The sequence below is a fragment of the Protofrankia sp. BMG5.30 genome (genome assembly GCF_001983005.1).
GTDB lineage: Bacteria > Actinomycetota > Actinomycetes > Frankiales > Frankiaceae > Protofrankia > Protofrankia coriariae.
Window position 1 is genome coordinate 25,322 of the sequence record NZ_MOME01000043.1, and the last position, 21,572, is coordinate 46,893.

The window sequence follows — 21,572 nt, forward strand, 5'->3', positions numbered from 1 at the left end:
GGTGGCTCCCCACGGTCCCACCGGCATGGCGAGAAGTTTTCCGCCGGGCTTTGCCAAGAAAGGGGTGGTTGCGATGCCGCAACACATTCGAAAATACTGGGGGAAGCAGCACGGACGTCAACTGCTGAACTTCAACTGGGGGGCGATAAACGCCAACTCGATCGTGCACGTCGCGGCCAGCGAGTATCTTCCGGTGACCGACCCGGACGCGCACGGCGGGTTCGTCGACCAGAACCACCAGCGGTTCATCGGGGCGGCGAACGTGACGGTGTCCAATATCGCCCCGCACGGCGCGCCCTGGGATCCGAACAACGGGGTGACGTTCGTCGTCAACGTCGACTGGCCCAGCCCGATATACATCGTCACGGACATCACGGTCTTCGACGAGGGGCCAGTCGAGATCCAGAACTAGAGAGTGGCTTTCGGCAGCTCCACCCCCGGCCAGTGGGGGAGCTACCGAAAGCTGTCCGAGGTTGCGGATGGACGGCCTGGAAGGCTCAGACGAGCTGGCGGATGATGCCCTGCTCGACGATGCCGAAGCCGGTGTCGCCGCGGTCGGTGCGGATCTCGACGAACTCGTCGTAGGCGCTCAGCGTCGGCGCCGTGCGCTCCCAGCCCATCGGTACCCAGAAGCCGGCGGTCCGGCGGGTACGGCGCAGGCGCAGCCGCTGCCCGTCGGCGAGAGTGACGTCGACCGCGGCGAACAGCCCGGACGCGTCCCGCGTGATCGGCGCGACCGCGGACACCGCGAGCGCGGTGTCGTCGTCCAGCCGGAACCCGGCGGTGCGCTCGCCACCGTCGGGCTGGGCGAAGCGCAGCCCGACCAGCCCGTGGCCGGGGAAGACCGCCATGAGCGCGAAGTACTCCGGCATCGACACGGACTCGTCCCGGTAGCCCCAGGTGCGGTCGCGGAAGCCGACGCCGTCGACGGTGGTGGTCTCACCGGCCACCTCGGCCTCACCGGCGACGCGGGCGAACTGTTCGACGTGCTGCAACGGCGCGTCCCGAACGAGGTCGGCGACTATGTCCGTGGCACGGTAGTCGCCGATCGTGAACAGCGGGGCGAGCTCCAGCTTCGCCCGCAGCCCGGGCGCGTCGACGGTGATCCTGCCCGCCAGGTCGAACGCGATCGACGGGCTGGTGAAGCTGGCGGGCGCGAGTTCCTCGGCCACCTCGGCGGTGCGCCCGCGCACCGACAGGCTCGCCCGAGCCAGGGTGTCCCTGGAGTTCGGCGACGTGGAGACGTGGATCGTCCCGTAGACGTCGTGTTCGGGGTCCCAGAATCCCAGGTACGCGTTGTCCTTCCACGGCGCTGATTCCGCCGGTGGGTGTTCGCGAATCGGATGTGCCAACGCCCCCCACGCGTCAACTGACAGACCGGCCATGTTCACCTCTTTGTATGGAACGTCTGTATGGAACGATCGTTCACGGAACGAGGCCGAATACTATCGCGTGCGACACGGTGCGAACTTCGGGGCTGCCACTCTCCAGAAGGGTGCTTCGAATCTTCGGTCGTCCGTCGGCTCTGCTGCGCAACCGTCGGTGACGGACGCGGTGGCCGGGCCGGGCCCGTCGCCCCGCAGGCCCCGAAGTGCGCTGGCCCGGGCAGGACGGCGGCCGCCGTTATGAGGAACCGGCCAGGTGGTCCCGCGACTACCGTGCCCACGGCGCGCCGGCCCGGGGCCCGGCCGGATCCTCGACAGCGGACTACGAGCGATCAGTGAAACTACGAGTGGTCCGTGAAACTACGAGTGGTCAATGAACAGCGCGTTCACGGGACAGTTGTACACGCCCTGATCGGCGTTGTCCTCTAACCCCTCGGGTACTGGTTTGTCCTTGCCGATGTTGCTGTAACCCTGGTCGTCGAGGGTGAATATCTGTTCGTCGATCATGTTGCACTGGCCATGTGCCTCACATTTGCTGTTGTCGACGCTGACCTTCACGGTCGTCACCATCCATCATTCGTTCAGAGGCCTGTGGTGTTCGTGCGGCCAACCGTCAGCGGTTCTCGCGGCCGGAGACCGCGGACCATGCCCGGGACAGTCGTGACCCACGGGGATAGGGYGGGCACGGTGACGAAACGGCGTTGATCTGTGCCCGCTGCCCGGTGGCACCGTACGGTCCCGACTATGCGCCGCGCTGCGCCGGGAACTCCAGGTGAAGCTTCTTCATGCTGCGGAGGATCCCGGTCTCGTACTCGGGCCGGGTGCCGGGCTTCAGGTTGAAATCGGGGATACGGCGGAGGAACTCCTCGAGGGCGACCTTGATCTCCAGGCGCGCCAGGTGGGCGCCGATGCAGCGGTGGACACCGACACCGAAGGCCGAGTGGGGGACGCGCTCCCGGAAGATGTTGCACTCCCTGGGGCTGTCCAGGGCCTTCGGGTCCCGTGACGCCGCCGCGTAGTTCAGGAGAACGAAGTCACCCTCCTTGAAATGGTGCCCGCCTATCTCGACATCCGTGGTCACGGAACGGCCGAGCGCGACCACCGGTGGGAAGTACCGGACGAACTCCTCGGCCGCCTGGGGGATCAGGCTCGGATCGTTCACCAGCGCCTTGCGGTCCTCGGGGTGGGTGGCGAGGTGGGACATGGCACCCGACATGACGAACGTCGCGGTCACGATGCCGCCGAGCGCGAGGTCGGTGATGATGGAGACCCGGTCCTGCCAGGGAGCCGGCTCGTCGTTCTCGTATTCGACACCTGCCGCGATCACGTCCACCACGTCGCCGCGCGGCGGCTCCTTGGCCCGGCGGCCCAGGTACTCGCCGAGATGGACGAATGCCCTGGTCAGGTTCTCGGTGCGTTCCTCCTTGGGCCCGTAGAAGCCCGCGTCCATGTGCTTGATGAGCATGGGGACGTCGTCGGTGGGCAGGCCCAGCAGGTTCTTGAACATCGCCGAGCCGGGCAGCACCGACGAGAACTCCTTGATGTACTCGCATTCACCCCTGTCGATGAAAGCGTCGATGAGGGTGACGGCCTCCGTCCGGATGGAGTCCTCGAAGGCGCTGATCGCGTCCGGGGAGAAGTAGGGGTTCAGCGCGTTCCGCCAGAGGTTGTGACGGGGCGGATCCGACTCCTCCGKCATCAGGTAGGGGCGTTCCGGGTCGCGGTTGGGCTCGAAGCCCTTGGCGCTGCTGAAGGTCCGCCAGTCCTGGCCGGCGCGCTTGACGTCCTGATACCGGTTGATCAGCCAGTACCCGTTCCCGACATTGCTGCGGGTGACCGGGCATCTGTCCACAAACTCGTCGAGGACCTCGTAGAAGCGGTCGTTGAACTCCGGGTCCTCGATGTCGAAGTCGGAGAAGATGTCCCTTCKGAATCCTTCGCTCGTGGTCACAAGAGCACCTCCATTGAACGTGCGGTTCGGGTCGCGCGGTAGCTGGCTGGTTTCCCGTGGCCGAGGAACGGCATGCTGGTGGGCGCCGGTCGGCGCCAACTGCGACCGATATGCGGTCGTGGGCCAGGCCGCTGACGGCCGGAATACGTCACTGCACCGTCGCGGCGGCGGTGAGGATTCGGGTCGGACGCCCCGCGGTCCGACCTGTTGCGTGCGACTGTGCTGCCCGAGTGTCGGTGTTCGGTGCCAGGATTGCTGTTGGCGCACCATCCTGCGTCCGTACGGGCTAACGTACCGTCCGGGTACCTCCTGTCTTTTGGTACAGTTTCCCTTCGGTGCAATACAAACATACGTTTGTTTTTATGAACATAACAGGCGCTACTTGATCTGTCAAGTAGGTCACAGTCGAGCGTCACCCGGAGTTCGCGATGAGGCATAGTCCCAGGTCAGGAGCCTAATCTGGATCGCACCCCGGGCTTTGGCCATCGGTACCGGGGTCGCGGGAAACCGCGTGGCCGGCCGTGCGCGGGTGTGCTGGCGCAATGTCCTGCCACCCTGTTGCCGGGCGGGCCGCCGTGGCTCTCCGGATCGACGCGTGCCGCTGTCGTGGCAGGTGCCGATCCGCGTTCCCCGTCCGGGAAAAGGAGTGAAACAAACCGTTGTTTTTTTCYCTGGGCGGGCCTAGTATCGGGGCGAATGATCGTTCGATCGAATGGATCTTGGAAAGGGGAGCGACGTGGCTGGGCGACTCGAAGGGAAAGTTGCTGTCGTCACCGGGGCGGGCTCGGGAATCGGCACCGGCATTGCCGAGGAGTTCGTGAAAGAAGGGGCCAGGGTCGTCGCCGTCGATATCTCGGGCCAGCAGGAGGAGGTCGCCAAGCGACTCGGGAGCGACTGCTACGCGGTGCACGCCGATGTGTCGAGGGGTGCGGACGTCCGGAGCATGCTGGACGCGGCCGTCTCCCATTTCGGAAAGCTCGACGTCCTTTGTAACAACGCGGGTATCGACGGTGCGGTCGCCCATACCGGTGAATATCCGGAGGAAGAGTTCGACCGGGTCTTCGGTGTGAACGGGCGAGGGGTGTTCCTCGGTATGCGCTACGCCATCCCGAAGTTACTCGAGAACGGCGGGGGAACAATCGTCAACACGGCGTCGATGGCCGCGATGGTCGCTTTCCCGGGAATGCCCGCCTACTGYGCGGCAAAGGGCGCCGTGGCCATGCTGACGAAGACCGCGGCGGCGGAGTACGCGAGCCGGAACATCCGTGTCAACGCGATCTGCCCGGGGCCGATCCGGACACAGATCACCGACAGCCTCCCGCCGGAGCTCATCGAGGGCGTGGTCAGGGCGACACCGCTGGGACGATACGGGACCCCCACCGAGGTGGGCCGGCTGGCCGTCTTCCTGGCGAGTGACGAGTCGTCGTTCATCACCGGTGACACGATCCTGATCGACGGTGGTTACACCACCCTCTGATCGCCTCTGATCGCCGCGTCGGGACATCACGTCGATACGTCCGCCGGGCGTATCCGCCGACCCCCGGCACCACCCGGACCAGGCATGGTCCAGTGGCGCCGGGGGTCGGTGCTGCCAGGAGTGGCCGGCATCGCATGTGCGGCCGGCATCATGAGTTCAGCGTCGGATCGGTTCTGGCCCGTATCCGATATCCGCCGGACGCGGTTCCTATGATCGGTCGGCCACCGGATCCCCTGATCCGAGGTAACTGTTGACGAGCGCGTTGTGATCCAGCGTGTCCGGCGTCCCGTTGAACACCACTTTCCCGCGCCGCAACACGACGACAGCGTCCGCGAACTCGACCGCGCGTTCCACGTACTGCTCGACAATGACCAGCGACACCCCGCTCGCGGCCAGCTGCCGCAGCGACGCGAAGATCTCGTCGATGATCCGTGGTGCCAGGCCCATGGAGACCTCGTCCACCAGGATGACCTGTGGATTCGACAGGTAGGCCCGGCACAGCGCGAGCATCTGTTGCTGCCCCCCGGAAAGAGTGCCGGCAACGTCGTCGAGCCGTTGCCGCAGTGCGGGGAAGGCTTCCAGCGCCCGGTCGGATCTGATCTCCGGAAGCCACGGTGGCCGCAGCAGACGAAGGTTCTGCCGCACGGACAGGGATCGGAAGATTCCCCGGCCCTCGGGGATGAGGCACAGGCCGGCACGGGTACGCGCATACGGCGGAGTGTCCGAATGGTCGGCGCCGCCGATCGAGATGTGGCCGTGCTGCAGTTTGTTCAGACCCGCCGCGGTGCGCAGGAGCGTCGTCTTGCCCGCGCCGTTGGCGCCGAGGAGGGCAACCACGCCGCCTGCCGGCACGTCGAGGTCGACCGCTCGCAACACCGTCGACCGGCCGTAACCCGACTGCGTTCCCCGCAGCGAGAGGGCATACGGTTTCGTGTCGCCCGCGATGGCGGCACCATTTGCTGCTGTCATGACATCACTTCCCCGACGGGCTGCCGCGTGACGGTTTCGACGGCGTCGCCCCCGAGATAGGCGGCCCGCACGAGCGGGGACGCCATCACCTCGTCGGGCGTTCCGTCGAAGACCGGTTTACCGAAGTCCAGGACATGGATGTGGTCGCATATCTCGTTGACGAGCGCCATGTCGTGTTCCACGAGCACGATGCCGATTCCCCGGTCCCGCACGACGCGCTGGAGGGTCTCGCCGAACCGGCTGGTTTCCGCCCGATCGAGGCCGGACGACGGTTCGTCGAGCAGGAGGACGCGGAACGGTCCGGCGAGGCCGCGGGCCAACTCGACCCGCCGGCGCAGCCCCGTCGACAGGGTTCCGACGAGTGATTCCGCGACATCATCCAGCTCGCAGAGCCGGATGGCTTCTTCGGCGCTCTGCCTGATGAGGTTCCGTTGCCCGCTCGAACTCAGGAAGTGGCTGAGCGGATTGGCCCCGGCGAAGTTGCCCTCCGCTCCCAGCGCCACGTTCTCACGTACGGTCATCGAGTCGAACAGTTCCATCTGCTGGAACGTGCGGCCGATACCGAGCCGGGCCCGAACGGCCTGGCCCCGCCGGGAGATGTCGTGGCCGTCGAAGGAGATCTTCCCGCTCGTCGGTCGGAGCACCCCTGAGCAGGCGTTTAAGGTCGTGGTCTTTCCGGCCCCGTTCGGACCGATCAGACCGGTGATCTGTCCGGTCCGGGCTTCGAAGGAGACGCCGTCCACGGCCACCAGGCCGCCGAACCTCACCCCGAGCCCGCGTACCGCGAGCGTGCCGACAGCGACCTTGGGGCGGGTGCTGGCAGCGGCGCTGGCACTGCTCCTGGCGTCGGCGCCGGTGCGGGCGCCGTGCGCGCGCGGCCTGCGTGTGAGCGGCTGGCGACCGAGCCGTTCGGCGGTGCGCTGGACCACCGCGGGGACGGACCGCAGCGACGGCGGCGTGACCGCGAGAAGGAGCGCTGCCACACCGAAGACGAGCTGAAGATAGGTGGCGATGTTGTCGCCGCTTACGTACGACGGAATCAGGGTGAGGCCCGCGGCGGCCAGCAGCGCGTACCAGGGCTCACCGCCCAGACTGATGACGATCAGGGAGAAATAGAGCAACGACGTCAACGGCTGGTAGGAGTCGGCTGTCACCGTGCTGACCGCGCTGCCGGCGAGCGCGCCCGATGCCGCGGCGAGAAAGGYCGAGATGCAGAAGACCAGCACACGGGTGACGTTGGTCGACGTGCCGCTGGAGGCGAGTCCTGTCGGACTGTCGGCCAAYGCCCGCAGCAGCCGGCCGAGCCGGCTGTGTACCAGTACCACGGTTATGGCCGTGACTATGACGGTGAATACCAGTACCAGATAGTAGTAGCCGCGGTCGCTTTCGAGGTCGAGCCCGCCAAGATGGGGCCGTGGCTCGGTCAGCCCGGCACCTATACTGCCGAACATGTAGTCCTGTGTGTAGAACATGTAGGCGAGGAGGATGCCGAATCCCAGCGTCGCCAGGGCGAGGTACAGTCCGGACAGCCTGATCGCCGGAATCGCGAGAATGGCGCCGATCGGCACCGCGACGAGAGCCGACAGCAGCAGCGCGAAGAACCACGGCAGTCCGTGGCCGACGGTCAGGTGCGAGAAAGCGGCCGCGCCGATCGCGGTGAAACCCACGTGGCAGAGCGACACCTGTCCCGAACTGCGTACCAGCAGGCCCAGGGAGAGGAAGAGGATCGTCGAGGTCAGAAACAGGGTCCAGTCGGTCAGGTGCAGCCCGGCAAATTCGGGAACGAGCAGGAGGAGGACCAGGAAGCCTGCTCCCCCTGCCAGCTGGAACGGGAGGGGGAAACGCCACTGCGCCGCGGACCGTGACAACGGCATGGCCCGTTCCCCGAGCCGGCTGCGAGGGGAGACCAGCAGAACGACGAACAGGACGAGGAAGGGCAGCGCGGTCGGTATTCCCGCCAGCAGACCGGTGGTGAAGTACTTCGAGCACAGAGCRCCGCCCACACCGATGAGCAGACCGCCCAGATAGGTGGCGGGAAGATTCGAGAACCTGCCGATGGCAGCCGCGCCGAAAGCCTGGACCACCAGCAGCGTCAGCGTCACCCCGTCAAGGGTGATGAGCGGTGCCAGCAGCACACCTGACAGCGCGGCGAACGAGACACCGATGACCCACGCCAACCGCCGGACGCGCACGGGGCTGGTGCCGGCGCAGTTGAGCAGGTCGACGTCGTCGACGACAGCCTGCATCGCAAGGCCCTGCCGGGTGTACCTGAAGACGAGGAAGAGCGCGAGTGTCGCCGCGGCGCCGATAATCCAGATGATGATTTTGTCCTGGGTGATGCTCGTGTTCGCCACGCGGAGGACATGCGTTCCCAGGAACGGCGGTACCTTGCGGGTCTCCGCCGTGCCGTAGACGAGCGATATCACCGCCTGCACCACGAGCAGAATGCCGACCGTGCCGGCGACCCGCACCGGCAGGGAACGATCGCTGATCATTCGGCCGACCAGCTCGAAAACAAGCCCGAGGACCGGGCCTGCGACGAGAACGCAGATCAACGCGGCCAGCGGCCAGGGTACCTCGTGCTGGACGTGCAGGGTGTAGAAAAGAAAGGCCGCGATGGTGGCGAGCGYGCCGTGCGCGAAATTGAACAGACGCGACGTCTTGTAGGTCAGCACGAGGCCCAGCCCGGCGATCCCGTAGACAGAGCCCGTGGTCAGCCCGGCGACCAGGAACGGAAGTAGGGTCGTCACTCTGGAACTCCCAAACGGTCAGAGAGCCGGGCTGGGACGGAAACCACGACAGGATGCCGGCCCAGCCCGGGGACTGGTCAGCCGAGGGTCGCAACCACGGGATCAACGACGGACGCGGGGGCGCACTCCGTCTCCAGGCCCTTCGGCCCGACGAACCTGCCGTCCTCGATGCCCAGCGTGAACCAGCACTTGATGGAGGTCGGCTTTCCCTCCACGAAGTTCAACGGGGCGGTGAAGCCGCCGAGCGTCTCGTCCCTGAGGTTGTAGAGGCCTTTCTTCACCGCGGCGGCCGTGAGATCCCCGGCGGGCGCGGCCCTGACCGCGGCCTCGAAGAGCTTTCCGCTGGCCCAGACGTCGGCCGACTGCTCGGACAGCACCGCCTCGATACCCGGCGCATACTGCTGGATGGCGTCGTGGAACTCCTGGGTCGCCGGTATGGACCTGTCATAGAAGGGCGCGACGTATCCGACGGCCCGCATTCCGTTGAGCGACGGCTCTTTCAGCCAGGTGGTCGTGACGGTGCCGTCCTGGGCCACCTCCGGGACGTTGATTCCCTGGTCCGCGCATGCCCGGTGCACGCGGACGACGGTGTCGGACGGCGCCAGCACGCTCACGGACTGGACGCCCGCCTCCTTCAGGCCCTGGCACTGYGAGGTGTAGTCGGGCGCCGAAGCCRCCACCTTCGCGTTGTAGGGAATGCTGAGGTCGAGTGCCCTGGCCAGCGTCGAGTACAGCGGCACCGCGCTGGCACACTGCGGCGCCTCCGCGCAGTAGAGCAGGCCCATCTTCGGGCCTGTCGACTTCGCTATCTGCAGCACTCCGTACAGCCCCGCGATGACGGACGGCCCGACCGGGAAGAAGGACGCGTTCGTCACGAAGGGCAGGTCCAGGGAGGTGCCGCCGATGACGGGCACGTCCGTGCCGCTGATGTAGGACGCCCAGTTCACGTMCGAGTTCGAGTGGTTTCCTATGATCGCGACGACGTGTTCCTGCTCGACGAGTTTCTTGACCTGGGACAGCGCGGTCGTCGCGTTCCCCCCGTCATCCATGACGATCAGTTTGACGCGGCGCCCGTTGATCCCGCCGTGGGCGTTCACCCACGATGCCCAGGCCTTTGCCATGTCCTGCGCCTGCGCCTGGGAGGACGCGGTGGGGCCGGTGTACGTCCCGATGTTGCCCACGACGATTTCGGGCGCTCCCGAACCGTTCGCCGTGTTGCCGCTGCCGTTGTCATCCGACGAACAGGCGGCAAGGCCTGTCACCGCAGCGATCATCGCGGCGATGGCAACGATTCCGCGCCGCCGTGCGAGGAGCCGGGGGCGCGGGCGTCCGGACAGCGACCAGGGGTGTCGGTGTGGGCGCCGGTGCTGGCTGGTGCATAAAGCCGGTGTGCTTTCCGTCTCTGTCTCACCGGACCGGATACGGATGAGCCGCTCGCCGACCGAACGCCCCCTTCTCGGCTGTTCCGGGCGTGGGGCCGCGTTCCCGGCGGGTTTTGTGTGTGCCTGGCTCTCGCGTCTTCTCGGCGACGGTTCGTAATCGTCAGTCATCTGGCATCCTCCGTTGCGCTGGCACATTGCATGATCAGATGGTTTTCGCGGGCCGGTCGGGTTCCGGGTCGTCGAGCCGGGGCGCTGCGGGTCGGGYCAGGGCGCGGGGCGGCTTGTCGGCTCCACCGGCGCGGGCAGTCGACGGCTGTGGCGTCTACGGGTTTCTGGAGATATAAACCGTTTTGTCCATGACGGCCTCTGTCGCTCTCTGGAAGAAACTGATCTCGTAGGGTTGTGTGGCCGGGAGTCCGAGCGGTCTTCCGTCCTCGGCCTTCGGGTCGCGGCGTACCCGTGGGGGGAGGTGGCTGATGGTGATGTAGATTACAAACAACTGTTCGTTCGGACACCGTAGAGGACCCCGGATGACAGGTCAATGCGGAATTTTCACGCCAACGCCAGTTCGGCCCGTCCGTCGACGTCGTCAGCCTTTCACTGACGGACCGTGACATCTTCCGCCGTGGCATCCTCATGGAAAATCGAATCCGGCCTGTCAGGCGTCACGGAGCGTGTAGGCGAACCGGCCCGCGCCGAAGCGGCGACCGTCGCCCCGGTTGTAGTGCCATCCCGCCGACAACGGTGTGACCGAGGGCCGGCGACCCGGCGGGAGTGGTAAGAACGTACTTGTCGGCGGTGTCGCCCGGGCTCGGACAGCGACCTACCCGCCGACCTACCGGCTCGGCAGGCAGTTGCGGGGACGGGTGCCGCGGGCGCTGGCCTGGCCACCCGTCAACGGCTGCCGCCACATGCCTGCTCGCAATCAAGGTAGCGGAGAAGATCAAGACATAACCTTGATAAGGATACGAAGCAGACGTGAAGCGGAGCATCGGTGACTGATTCGACCATCATCTACACGCACACTGACGAGGCCCCGGCCCTGGCGACGTACTCGCTCCTGCCCGTGGTCCAGGCGTACGCCCGCACGGCCGGTGTCAGCGTCGAAAGCCGTGACATCTCCCTGGCCGGGCGGATCATCGCCAGCTTCCCCGAACGTCTCACCGCGGACCAGCGCATCGACGACGCGCTCGCCGAGCTCGGTGAGCTGGCCCGCCGCCCCGAGGCGAACATCATCAAGCTGCCGAACATCTCGGCGTCGATCCCGCAGCTGAAGGCGGCCGTCGCCGAGCTGCAGCAGAAGGGCTACGCCCTGCCGGACTACCCGGACGACCCGCGCACCGACGAGGAGCGGGAGGTCCGCACCCGGTACGACAAGATCAAGGGTAGTGCCGTCAACCCGGTGCTGCGCGAGGGCAACTCCGACCGGCGTGCCCCCGCGTCGGTGAAGAGCTACGCCAGGACGCACCCGCACCGGATGGGCGCGTGGAGCCCCGAGTCGAAGACGAACGTCGCCACCCTGGACGCCGACGACTTCCGCGCCACCGAGAAGTCGGCGGTCATCGCCACGGACGGCTCGCTGCGCATCGAACTGGCCGGCGCCGACGGGAGCACCACCGTGCTGCGCGCCACCCTGCCGGTGCTCGCCGGCGAGGTCGTGGACGCCGCCGTGCTGCGGGTGGCCGCGCTGCGGGAGTTCCTCACCGCGCAGATCGCCCGGGCCAGGGCCGAGGGTGTGCTGTTCTCGGTGCACCTGRAGGCCACGATGATGAAGGTCTCCGACCCGATCATCTTCGGCCACGTGGTGCGGGCGTTCTTCCCGAAGACCTTCGCCACCTACGGTGAGCCGCTGGCCGCGGCGGGCCTGAGCCCCAACGACGGGCTCGGCGCCATCCTGAGGGGCCTGGACGCGCTGCCCGACGGCGCGGCGATCAGGGCGTCCTTCGAGGCCGAGCTGGCCGACGGCCCCGCGCTGGCCGCGGTCGACTCCGACCGCGGCATCACCAACCTGCACGTGCCCAGCGACGTCATCGTCGACGCCTCCATGCCGGCGATGATCCGCAACTCCGGCCACATGTGGGGCCCGGACGGCCAGGAGGCGGACACCCTCGCCGTCCTGCCCGACAGCAGCTACGCCGGCATCTACCAGGTCGTCATCGACGACTGCCGCGCGCACGGCGCCTTCGACCCGACGACGATGGGCTCGGTGCCCAACGTCGGCCTGATGGCGCAGGCGGCTGAGGAGTACGGCAGCCACGACAAGACCTTCGAGATCCCCACCGCGGGCACGGTGCGCCTTGTCGACGAGGCCGGCACCGTGGTGCTTCAGCAGCCGGTTGCCGCTGGCGACATCTTCCGCGCCTGCCAGACCAAGGACGCGCCGATCAGGGACTGGGTGAAGCTCGCCGTCACCCGCGCCCGGGCCACCGGCGACCCGGCGGTGTTCTGGCTCGACCCCGGCCGCGCGCACGACGCGACGCTGATCGAGAAGGTCAGAGCGTACCTGCCCGAGCACGACACCGAGGGTCTCCAGATCGAGATCAGGTCGCCGGTCGAGGCGATCGCGTTCTCCCTGGAGCGGATCCGCCGCGGCGAGAACACGATCTCGGTCACCGGCAACGTGCTGCGCGACTACCTCACCGACCTGTTCCCGATCCTGGAGCTCGGCACCAGCGCCAAGATGCTCTCGGTCGTCCCGTTGATCAACGGTGGCGGCCTGTTCGAGACCGGCGCCGGTGGGTCCGCGCCCAAACACGTCCAGCAGCTGCTCAAGGAGAACTACCTGCGCTGGGACAGCCTGGGCGAGTTCCTCGCGCTGGCGGTCAGCTTCGAGCACTTCGCGCAGACGACGGGCAACACGCGCGCCAAGGTGCTCGCCGACACCCTCGACCGGGCGACCGCCACCTTCCTCAACGAGGACAGGTCGCCCAGCCGGCGCCTCGGCGGCATCGACAACCGTGGCAGCCACTTCTACCTGGCCCTCTACTGGGCRCAGGAGTTGGCCGCGCAGACCGACGACACGCAGCTCGCGGACGCGTTCGCCGGCCTCGCCAAGACGCTCACCGCGCAGGAGCGGACCATCGTCGACGAGCTGGTCGGGGTCCAGGGCTCGCCGGTCGACATCGGCGGCTACTACCAGCCGGACCCGGCCAGGGCCGCGGCGGTCCTGCGCCCTTCGACGACCTTCAACGAGGCCCTGGCGATCCTCGGCTGACGGGATCCGCCTCCCGCCGGGCCGGCGGTTTCCTTTCCAGTCCAGGCCACCGCCGGCCCGGGGGAGAGCGCTGTCCCAGCCCGGACGCGAGGCCGCCGGTTACGACTGGTCGCCCGGGCGGGCAGTCGTCCGTGCCGGGGGACAGCCGGCCGTCCGCTCCACTTCGGAGCAGGCGCGGTTCCGTTGGAAGCGGATCGACCCGCGGTTCGTCATCCCGGGTGCGGGGGCTGTGTCCCGGACGGGCCTGGCCGCGCCCGGGACAGCCTTGTCAGTTCCTGCCGCTAGCTGTCGGTGACTGCTGGTACTTCTTGGTAGCTGTCGGTGGCCGCACGCGGTTCGGGAGCTCTACCGTGTGAGGCGGTGGCCGATAGCAGGGGCAGGCGCGGGGCGGCCTGCAGCAGCGCGTTGGTGTAAGGATGTTGCGGGTTGTCGAACACGGCCGTGGTGAGCCCCTCCTCCACGACCTCGCCGTTGTTCATGATCAGTAGGCGGTCGCTGATCTGCTCCACGACGGTGAGGTCGTGGGTGATGAACAGCAGGGCGATGCCCAGGCGCTGCTGCAGCTCGGACAGCAGGTCCAACACCTGGGCCTGCACCGACACGTCCAGCGCGGAGACCGGCTCGTCACAGATCAGTACCTCGGGTTGCGGGGCGATCGCCCGGGCGATCGCCACCCGTTGCCGTTGCCCGCCGGAGAGCTGGTGCGGACGGCGGTGGGCGAAGTGCGCGTCGAGCCCGACCGTGGCCAGCAGTTCGGTGATCTGGGCCCGGCGGCGGGCGCCGCGCTGGCCGGGCAGTGCCTCGGCGATGATGCGCCCGACGGTGTGGCGGGGGTCGAACGCCGCCTGCGGATCCTGCTGGATCAGCTGGATGTGCTGCCGCTGCACCCGCCTGGCACGTTCCGGCGTGCCCGACCAGGGCTGCCCGCGCAGGAGGATCCGCCCCTCGTCGGGTTCGGTCAGGCCCATCACCATCCGTGCCAGCGTGCTCTTGCCGGAGCCGGACTCGCCAACCAGGCCCACCGTCTCGCCCGCCCGCAGAGTCAGTGACACCCCGGCCACGGCACGGCGTTCGCCGAAGTTCTTGGTCACCGCGTCGACGTCGAGCAGGGTCTGCCCGCCGGTGTGGGGCGGGCGCTGCGCGCGCCGGCCACGGGCGATGTCCAGCAGCGACCTGGTGTAGGGATGCTCGGGGCTGCCCACGATGCGCTCGGTGGGCCCGGTCTCGACGATGCGGCCGTCGAGCATCACCGCGATCCGGTCGGCCAGCCTCGCGACCACCGCCAGGTCATGGCTGATCAGCAGCAGGCCCCGGCCCTGCTCCTTGATCTCTTCGAGCAGCTGCAGGATCTGGTGCTGCACGATCACGTCCAGCGCCGTGGTCGGCTCGTCCGCGATGACCAGATCGGGCCGTGTCGCCACGGCGGAGGCGATCAGGGCGCGCTGGCGCAGCCCGCCGGAGAGCTGGTGGGGGTACTGCTGGCTGCGCAGCTCCGGCTCTGGGACGCCGACCTCGGCGAGCACCTCCAGGACGCGCCGGTGCCGCTCGGTACGGGTACTGTCCCGCTGGTGCAGCCGGATGGACTCGGCCACCTCGTCCTCGATCCGGCGCAGCGGATCCAGGGACACCAGCGCGTCCTGCAGCACCATGCCGACCGACTTGCCGCGCAGCCGCTGCCAGTCACGCTGGGAGAAGCTCCTGACGTCGGCGCCGCCGACGCGCAGGGTGCGCGCCCGGACCCGGGCGCGTTCGCCGGCCAGGCCGAGCAGCGTCCGGGCGGTGACGCTCTTGCCCGAGCCGGACTCCCCGACCAGTGCCAGGCACTCACCGTCCTCGATGGTGAACGAGATGTCGCGTACCACGGGGGGCTCGTGGCCGAAGGAGACCTCCAGCCCGGCAACCTCGACCAGGGTCACCGCGGGCCCCCTGCCTGCCGGTTGGTCCTCAGCGGGCTCCCCGCCCGCCGGCCGCTCACCGCAGGCTCCTTGCCTGCAGGCTGCGGCCGAGCGTGGTGGAGACGAGGACGACCACGACGATGGCCAGCCCCGGGAACACCGCGATCCACCAGGCGTTCGCCAGATAGGTCTGTCCCTCGGCGAGCATCACGCCCCATTCCGGAGTCGGTGGCAGCGGGCCGAGGCCGAGCAGGCTCAGCCCTGCCGCCGCGGCGATGGCGCTCCCGGTCCCCAGCGAGGCGAGCACCACGACCGGCCCGCCCACGTTGGGCAGCACGTGGCGCAGCACATACCGCCACGCGGGTACGCCCAGGATCTTCGCCGCCTCGACGTATTCGGCTTTTGTCACGGCGAGTGCCTGCCCGCGCACGAGACGGCCGTAGTACGGCACGGCGGCCACCCCGATCGCCACCGCGATCTGCGTCGAGCCCGTCCCRATGAGCGCGATGACCAGCAGCGCCAGCAGCACCTCGGGGAACGCCATCCAGACGTCGGTCAACCGCATGATCAGCGCGTCGGCCAGCCGGCTGCCGGCCGCCGCGGTCAGGCCGACCAGCGAGCCCGCCACGACCGCGATCGCGGTGGCCACCAGGCCGGTGGTCACCGAGTACCGGGCGCCGTAGACCAGCCGCGAGAAGACGTCCCGTCCGAGCTGGTCGGTGCCGAGGTAGTGCGTCGAGCTCGGCGGGGAGAAGGTGTGCTGCACGTCGTTGGTGTCCGGCGCGTAGGGCGCGAAGACGCCGGGGAACAGCAGCAACGCGACGATCAGGGCCACGGCCAGCGTGCTGATCGCGAGCAGTATGTGCGAGCCGCGGGTGGCCCGCCACCGGGGCCGGGCCGTGTCGAAGGCCGCTGTCGTCGCGCTCATGCCCGGCTCGTTTCCCGCAGCCGCGCGTCGATCACCGGGTAGAGCGTGTCGGCCAGGGTGTTGGCCACGACGAAGATGAGTGCGGCCAGGATCACCACGGCCGACACCACCGGCGTGTCGCGGTGCTGCACGGCGTTCACCAGCACGGTGCCGAGACCGGGCCGGGAGAAGACCTTCTCCACCAGCACGGCGCCGCCGACGAGCGTGCCGAGCACCCAGGCGGACATCGTCGTGGCCGGCAGCAGCGCGTGCCGCAGGGTGTGCCGCAGCAGCAGGCCGAGCCGGCTCTGGCCGCGGGCACGGGCACTGAGCACGAACGGTCTGCCCTCGACCAGCTCAAGCTCCTGGCGCATCACCTGCGCGAGGACACCGGAGAGCGGGATCGCCAGCGCCAGCGTGGGCAGCACCAGGCCGGAGATGCCATGGGAGCCGAAGGCGGGGAACCAGCGCAGGTTGAACGAGAAGAGCGACAGCAGCAGGATGCCGAGCCAGAACGGCGGGACCGCCACCGCGAGCACCTCGAACACCGACGTGCCCGTCCGTACGATCCGGCCCCGGCCCGCCGTGATGACGGTGGCGATGAGCGCGAGCAGCAGGCCGACCAGGGCCGCGCTCAGCGCCAGCTGAAGGGTCGGCAGGATCTGGCTGCCAAGCAGCCTGGTCACCGGCTGGCTGCGCTGGTAGGAGCGGCCGAAGTCGCCGGTGGCCAGCGATGCCAGGCGGTCGAGGTACTGCACCGGCAGCGGTCGGTCGAGCCCGTACTCCGCGGCGACCCGCTCGCGCAGGCCCGGGAGGTTCGCCGCCTGCGGGCCGAGGATCGCGTCCACCTGGTCGCCGGCCGCGCTCACCGCGAAGAAGGTCACCGTCACCGCGCCCCACAGGACCAGGATCCCGGTGAGGAGCCGACGTAGCAGGAACCGGGGCAACGAAGCGTACACGTGTCAGCTCACCGGGTCAGCGGCCGGGGAAGCCGCCCAGAGGGCAGGAGAGTCCCTGCGAGTGCGCATGGATGAGAGCTCCGATTTTCTTGATCACATTTTTTGGTCGGCTGGGACGGCACACCCGTCACGCCGTGCTCCTGGCCGGTGGAGCCGCCGCGTCCACCGGTCAGGGGGTTCGCTCGCTCAGCGGCTCACCGGCGCCGGACACAGCCCGACGGCCACGGCCAGCCGCCGGACGGACTCCCGGCGATCCTCCGGGCTGTGGATATTGGAGATGGCCATCACTTCGTCCACCCCGCTCGCCTCGACGAGTTCGGCGAGCCGGCCGGCGACCCGGTCGATGCCGCCCACCACGTCCCCCCGGAGGTCCACCTTGTCGCGGGCGACGAGCTGGGCGTCGGTGAGCCGGCTGGTGCGGGCCAGCGCCTGCTCGACGGACTCGAGCGGGCGCGGGTCGCCGCTGAGGTAGTCGAGCACGGCGAGCCGTTCGGGGGCGGCCAGTGCCTCCCCGTGCTCGTCGTCCTCCCCGACCCAGATCCGGGTGGCCAGGATCGCCAGCGGCCGGTCGCCCTCCGCCACCGGGGTGAACAGCACGCGATAGCGGCGCAGCGCCTGGACGGCCACGTCCGGATCCTGGTTGACGCAGAGGAACGCGTAGCTCAGCCCGGCGCGCGCCGCGAGCTCGGCGCTGTTGACGCTGGAGCCGAGCAGGAACACCGCCGGCAACGGCACACCGGCCGGTGACGCGACGAGCTCCCGGTACGGGTCGTCCGGGTCCAGCGGCACCCGGCCGCCGACGCCGAGCAGCTGCCGCAGATGCTCGCCGAACTTCTCGAGCGCGTCGGGGGTGCGCAGCAGCGCGTCGCGGGTGGGGTCGTCACCGGTGCCGGTGGAGCGGCCCAGACCCAGGTCGATCCGGCCCGGATGCAGCGCCTCGAGGGTCCGGAACTGCTCCGCGACGTGCAGCGGCGTGTGATTGGGCAGCATGATGCCGCCGGAGCCCACCCGCAGCCGGCTGGTGCGGTCCGCGATGTGGCCGATGAGGATCTCCGGGGCGGCGAAGGCCATGTTGCGTACCCCGTGGTGCTCGGCCACCCAGAACCTCGTGTAACCGAGCTCCTCGGCCAGCTGGGCGAGCTCGACCGAGTGGCCGATGGTCCGCGCCGGGCTGGTCTGCGCGGAGACCGGGCCCTGGTCGACGAGGGAGAGGGCGACCATCACAGGGCCTTCGCCAGCGGCCGGCGGGTGGCGACGTCCGGTATCGGCAGCCCGTAGTGCTCGCGCAGCGTCCTGCCCCGGTACTCCGAGCGGAACAGGCCGCGGCGGCGCAGGACCGGCACGACGTGGTCCACGAAGGCCGGCAGGCCGTCGAAGGTGACGTCCGGCATGAGAGTGAAGCCGTCCACGACGCCGGAGGTGAACCAGGTCTGGATCAGGTCGGCGATCTGCTCGGGGTCGCCCACGGCCACGACGTGGCCGCCACCGCCACCGCGCCGGATGATGTCCCGTACCGTCTGCCCCTCCAGGGCGCGGTGTGCGGCCGGGCGGGCGTGGCCGCGGATGGCGTGCAGCCTGCCCCGCAGGGCGGGTGGCACCGGCCGGTCCAGCTCCAGATCGTCGGGGTTCAGCCCGAGCTGCGCGGCCAGCCCGCGCACCGCGCCGCGGGTGCCGGACAGCTCGTCGAGGGCCTGGCGTCGTTCGAGGGCTTCCCGCTCGGTGCCGCCGACCGAGGTGACCAGCCCGGGCAGGAAGCGCACCGCGTCCGCCGGACGGCCGAAGGCCACCGCCCGGGACCGCACGACGTCCAGCTCGGCGCGGGCCGTGTCGATATCGACCACGGCCGTGAACATCGCCTCGCCGGTGCGCGCGGTCAGCGTGYGCACGTCGTCGGAGACGCCCGCGTGGTACAGCACCGGGTAGCCCTGCTCGGACGGCGGGAGGCTCAGCGGCCCCCGCACGCTGAAGAACTCACTGTGGTGGTCGATCGGCCGGATCCTCGACATGTCGGCGTAGAGCCCGGATGCCACGTCGGCGACCAGCGCGTCCGGCGCCCAGCTGCGCCACAGGTCGAGCACGATCGCGACGAACTCCTCGGCCTTGGCGTAGCGGGCGCGGCTGCTCGGCTCGTCCGCTACGAAGTTGCCGGCGACGCGGGGGCCCGAGGTGGTCACCGCGTTCCAGCCGGCCCGGCCGTGGCTGATCAGGTCCAGCGCCCGGAACCGGCGGGCGATGTTGAACGGCTCGTTGAACGTGGTCGAGGCGGTGCCGACCAGCCCGATCCGTTCGGTGACCACCGCCATCGCGGTCAGGATCAGTGTCGGCTCGAGGCCGTTGAGCTGCGGATAGTCATCAATGTCGGCGTGCAGGCCCGGGACGTCCGCCAGGAAGATGGAGTCGAGCCGCCCACGCTCGGCCACCTGCGCCACCTCGAGGTAGCCCTCGATGCGGGAGAACGCCAGCGGGTCCGCGCCCGGCCATCGCCACGCCCCCGGATGGTGCCCGGCTGCCACCGGGTGAACGCTGAGGTGCAGTTCGCGTCCACCCAGATCTGACGACATTCGCTCCTCCGTCTCTTCCGGGACACGCCGCAGGCCCCGGAGGGATACTGGCATCCGGTTCTAAAGCGATCCTTGAGTCAGGCCGGTCAGGCCTGTGGATACTCACGCTCGGTATCAGCATGAACGGCCACCGGCCGGCCGGCCAGGCATTCCCGTTCCCGGACGGCGGTGCCGACCAGGTCGGGCAGTTCGTCGTCGACCAGCGTCGGCCGGCGTCCGGGCCCCGCCCAGCAGATCTTCGATCGCGTGGACGGAGCCCGGGACGAGGGCTACGCGAGGGCTAGCTCACCCAGACGTCCGACAGCGTCGGCAGGTTCCCCGCTCCCAGCGCAAAGCCCTGCACCCGCTCCTGCACGCCGTAGGTGCGCTTCGACACGAAGGTCGGCAGCACGTACGCCTCGGCGAGGACCTTGTGCTGCACCTTGCCGTACAGCACGTTCTGGCCCGCCACGTCGCGCGTGCGCAGCGCCTCGTCCAACCAGCCGTCGACCTCCGGGTCGTTGACCCTGGCGGCGTTCGCCCCGCCGACGCCCGGCAACTGGCTGGAGTAGAACAGCGTGCGCAGTATCGAGCCGTCGATCGCCGACGGCGAGCCGGATCCCAGGTGGTAGTCGCCCGTGGCAAACGCCTGCACGATCGACGGAGTGTCCAGCGGGCGCAGGACGACCTCGAAACCGACCTGCTTGACCGCGTCCTTCAACGCTGTGTGGTAGTTCCGCTGCTCCTCGCTGGTGAAGGAGGCGGCGAAGGCCAGCGTCACACTCAGTCGCTCTCCGTTGCGGGTCCGATAGCCATCGCCGTCGGTCGTGGTGAAGCCGGCCTTCTCCAGCAGGCTGATCGCGCGGTTCTTGTCGTAGCCCCAGATCCCCTCCACGGACTTGTCGTAGCCCGGGGTGGAGGAGGTCAGGACGGACCGGCTGTTGGAGTAGGTGCCCTGGAAGAGGCCCTGTGTGATCGCCTCGGCGTTGACGGCGGACTGGAACGCGATACGCACATCCCGTTCGGTGAACGGTGCCTTGGTGACGTTCAGTGAATAGGTGAACGGCGATCCGACGCTCTCGCGGCTGACCAGCTTGATGCCCGGCTGGCCGCGCAACTGCGCGAGCCTGGTGGCGGGGATCTGGTCGGCCACGTCGAGCTGCCCCGAGGTCAGCGCGCCGACCCGGGCGGCGTCGTCGGCGAGGAACTGCACGACGTACTGGTCGAGGTAAGCCTCCCCGGGGTGCCCCGCCGAGGCCGGCGCCCAACGGTAGCCCGGGCGGCGGGTGAACACGGCGTTCTGCCCCGAGGTGAGCGACGAGGACACGAACGGTCCGGTGCCCACCAGGAACTTGCCGCCCGAGGCGATGTCGGCGGGATTGGCACGCAGCACGGCGGGCGAGTGGAAGCTCAGATACGTGCTGCTCAGCACGCCGAGCAGCGGTGAATAGGGTGACTTCAGGTGCACGACCGCAGTGAAGTCGCCGGTGRCCTCGGTCCGGTCGTAGGGACCGAGCAGGGTCTTGGAGTTCCTGGACTGCGTCGCCGGATCCACGATGTGGTCGAAGTTGGCCTTCACCGCCTCGGCGTTGAACGGGGTCCCGTCGTGGAAGGTGACGTCGTCGCGCAGCTGGAACGTGTACCGCAGGCCGTCGTCGGAGATCTCCCAGGATTTCGCCAGCCACGGCTCGAAGGTGCCGTCCGTCTTCTGGTGCACCAGCGAGTCGTACACGGCGCGCAGGATCAACGACGACAGCGTGGAGACCGAGACGTGCAGGTCCCAGCTGTCGGGCTCGGCGGTGGTGGCGAAAGTGATGCTGCCGCCGCTCTTCGGCGTCCCGCCGGTCTCGCTCGGCGAGGAGTCCTCCCCGCAGGCCACCAGGCCTGAGCCCAGGCCGAACAGGGCCACTGAGCCCACCGAAAGGGTGAGAAAACTCCTGCGGGAATGCATAAGGACTCCGTTTCGTCAGTTATTCGTCGACAAAATATGTGGAAGTTCTTCCGGAGCGTGCGTTCGCGGGGAGCGCGGTGCCCGGAAATCCTGTGTCCGGCAATGCCGGGCCCGGAAGTCCAGGCGGCGGTCCGGTGGCTTTGTGGGTATGGCCCGGTCGGTGCCGGGCGGAGTTTCTCGACACGGTGGGTG

At 68.7% G+C, this 21,572-nt stretch carries 15 protein-coding genes; 3 read left to right on the forward strand and 12 right to left on the reverse strand.

The annotated features are described in order from the left end of the window. Nucleotides 1-73: 73 nt before the first annotated feature. The gene (locus BL254_RS20205) at nucleotides 74-412 is read left to right on the forward strand and encodes a hypothetical protein (protein WP_047224300.1); all 339 of its coding nucleotides are present in this window, start codon (nucleotides 74-76) and stop codon (nucleotides 410-412) included. An 85-nt stretch (nucleotides 413-497) separates the two neighbouring features. Here BL254_RS20205 and BL254_RS20210 read toward each other — a convergent pair whose 3' ends face one another. From BL254_RS20210 to BL254_RS20220, 3 genes are all read right to left on the reverse strand, one after another. Then, on the reverse strand, nucleotides 498-1,385 hold the full coding sequence (locus BL254_RS20210; RefSeq protein WP_047224325.1) for a hypothetical protein: 888 nt from the start codon (nucleotides 1,383-1,385) through the stop codon (nucleotides 498-500). A gap of 360 nt (nucleotides 1,386-1,745) precedes the next feature. After that, the gene (locus BL254_RS20215; RefSeq protein WP_047224326.1) at nucleotides 1,746-1,943 is read right to left on the reverse strand and encodes a ferredoxin; all 198 of its coding nucleotides are present in this window, start codon (nucleotides 1,941-1,943) and stop codon (nucleotides 1,746-1,748) included. A 184-nt stretch (nucleotides 1,944-2,127) separates the two neighbouring features. Beyond that, nucleotides 2,128-3,336 carry a cytochrome P450 gene (locus BL254_RS20220; protein WP_076844581.1) on the reverse strand — a complete coding sequence of 403 codons (1,209 nt, stop codon included), beginning with the start codon at nucleotides 3,334-3,336 and terminating at the stop codon, nucleotides 2,128-2,130. 736 nt (nucleotides 3,337-4,072) lie between these two features. Here BL254_RS20220 and BL254_RS20225 point away from each other — a divergent pair. Then, a complete protein-coding gene (locus tag BL254_RS20225; protein ID WP_083731252.1) occupies nucleotides 4,073-4,813 on the forward strand; it encodes an SDR family NAD(P)-dependent oxidoreductase in 741 nt (246 codons plus the stop codon). A 207-nt stretch (nucleotides 4,814-5,020) separates the two neighbouring features. Here BL254_RS20225 and BL254_RS20230 read toward each other — a convergent pair whose 3' ends face one another. From BL254_RS20230 to BL254_RS20240, 3 genes are all read right to left on the reverse strand, one after another. After that, complete coding sequence (locus BL254_RS20230) at nucleotides 5,021-5,782, reverse strand: ABC transporter ATP-binding protein (RefSeq protein ID WP_013873299.1); 762 nt, start codon at nucleotides 5,780-5,782, stop codon at nucleotides 5,021-5,023. Continuing rightward, nucleotides 5,779-8,532: a branched-chain amino acid ABC transporter permease/ATP-binding protein gene (locus BL254_RS20235; RefSeq protein ID WP_076844583.1), complete on the reverse strand. Its 2,754-nt coding sequence runs from the start codon at nucleotides 8,530-8,532 to the stop codon at nucleotides 5,779-5,781. Before BL254_RS20235 ends, BL254_RS20230 begins: the two co-directional genes overlap by 4 nt. A 77-nt stretch (nucleotides 8,533-8,609) precedes the next feature. Beyond that, entirely contained in the window at nucleotides 8,610-9,794 is a 1,185-nt protein-coding gene (locus tag BL254_RS20240) for an ABC transporter substrate-binding protein (RefSeq protein ID WP_175648432.1), read from the reverse strand. Between the two features lie 1,114 nt (nucleotides 9,795-10,908). Here BL254_RS20240 and BL254_RS20245 point away from each other — a divergent pair. Beyond that, nucleotides 10,909-13,128 (forward strand): NADP-dependent isocitrate dehydrogenase, encoded by a 2,220-nt coding sequence (locus BL254_RS20245; RefSeq protein ID WP_076844587.1) that lies wholly within the window; start codon nucleotides 10,909-10,911, stop codon nucleotides 13,126-13,128. 281 nt (nucleotides 13,129-13,409) lie between these two features. Here BL254_RS20245 and BL254_RS20250 read toward each other — a convergent pair whose 3' ends face one another. The 6 genes from BL254_RS20250 to BL254_RS20275 form a co-directional block, all read right to left on the reverse strand. Further along, entirely contained in the window at nucleotides 13,410-15,044 is a 1,635-nt protein-coding gene (locus BL254_RS20250) for an ABC transporter ATP-binding protein (RefSeq protein ID WP_076844589.1), read from the reverse strand. A 55-nt stretch (nucleotides 15,045-15,099) separates the two neighbouring features. Further along, nucleotides 15,100-15,951, reverse strand: a complete 852-nt coding sequence (locus BL254_RS20255) for an ABC transporter permease (RefSeq protein ID WP_076844592.1) — start codon at nucleotides 15,949-15,951, stop codon at nucleotides 15,100-15,102. After that, complete coding sequence (locus tag BL254_RS20260) at nucleotides 15,948-16,889, reverse strand: ABC transporter permease (RefSeq protein ID WP_047224306.1); 942 nt, start codon at nucleotides 16,887-16,889, stop codon at nucleotides 15,948-15,950. Before BL254_RS20260 ends, BL254_RS20255 begins: the two co-directional genes overlap by 4 nt. A gap of 186 nt (nucleotides 16,890-17,075) precedes the next feature. Next, a complete protein-coding gene (locus BL254_RS20265; protein WP_047224307.1) occupies nucleotides 17,076-18,110 on the reverse strand; it encodes an LLM class flavin-dependent oxidoreductase in 1,035 nt (344 codons plus the stop codon). Beyond that, on the reverse strand, nucleotides 18,110-19,450 hold the full coding sequence (locus tag BL254_RS20270; RefSeq protein ID WP_076844594.1) for an NtaA/DmoA family FMN-dependent monooxygenase: 1,341 nt from the start codon (nucleotides 19,448-19,450) through the stop codon (nucleotides 18,110-18,112). The genes BL254_RS20265 and BL254_RS20270 overlap by 1 nt, the downstream gene beginning before the upstream one ends. A 280-nt stretch (nucleotides 19,451-19,730) precedes the next feature. Further along, entirely contained in the window at nucleotides 19,731-21,380 is a 1,650-nt protein-coding gene (locus tag BL254_RS20275; protein WP_083731248.1) for an ABC transporter substrate-binding protein, read from the reverse strand. Nucleotides 21,381-21,572: the final 192 nt, after the last annotated feature.

Bases quoted from the DNA above. Each gene is read 5' to 3' on its own strand.
- BL254_RS20205 (WP_047224300.1), top strand. From the start codon at position 74: ATGCCGCAACACATTCGAAAATACTGGGGGAAGCAGCACGGACGTCAA.
- BL254_RS20210 (WP_047224325.1), bottom strand. From the start codon at position 1,385: ATGGCCGGTCTGTCAGTTGACGCGTGGGGGGCGTTGGCACATCCGATT.
- BL254_RS20230 (WP_013873299.1), bottom strand. From the start codon at position 5,782: ATGACAGCAGCAAATGGTGCCGCCATCGCGGGCGACACGAAACCGTAT.
- BL254_RS20265 (WP_047224307.1), bottom strand. From the start codon at position 18,110: ATGGTCGCCCTCTCCCTCGTCGACCAGGGCCCGGTCTCCGCGCAGACC.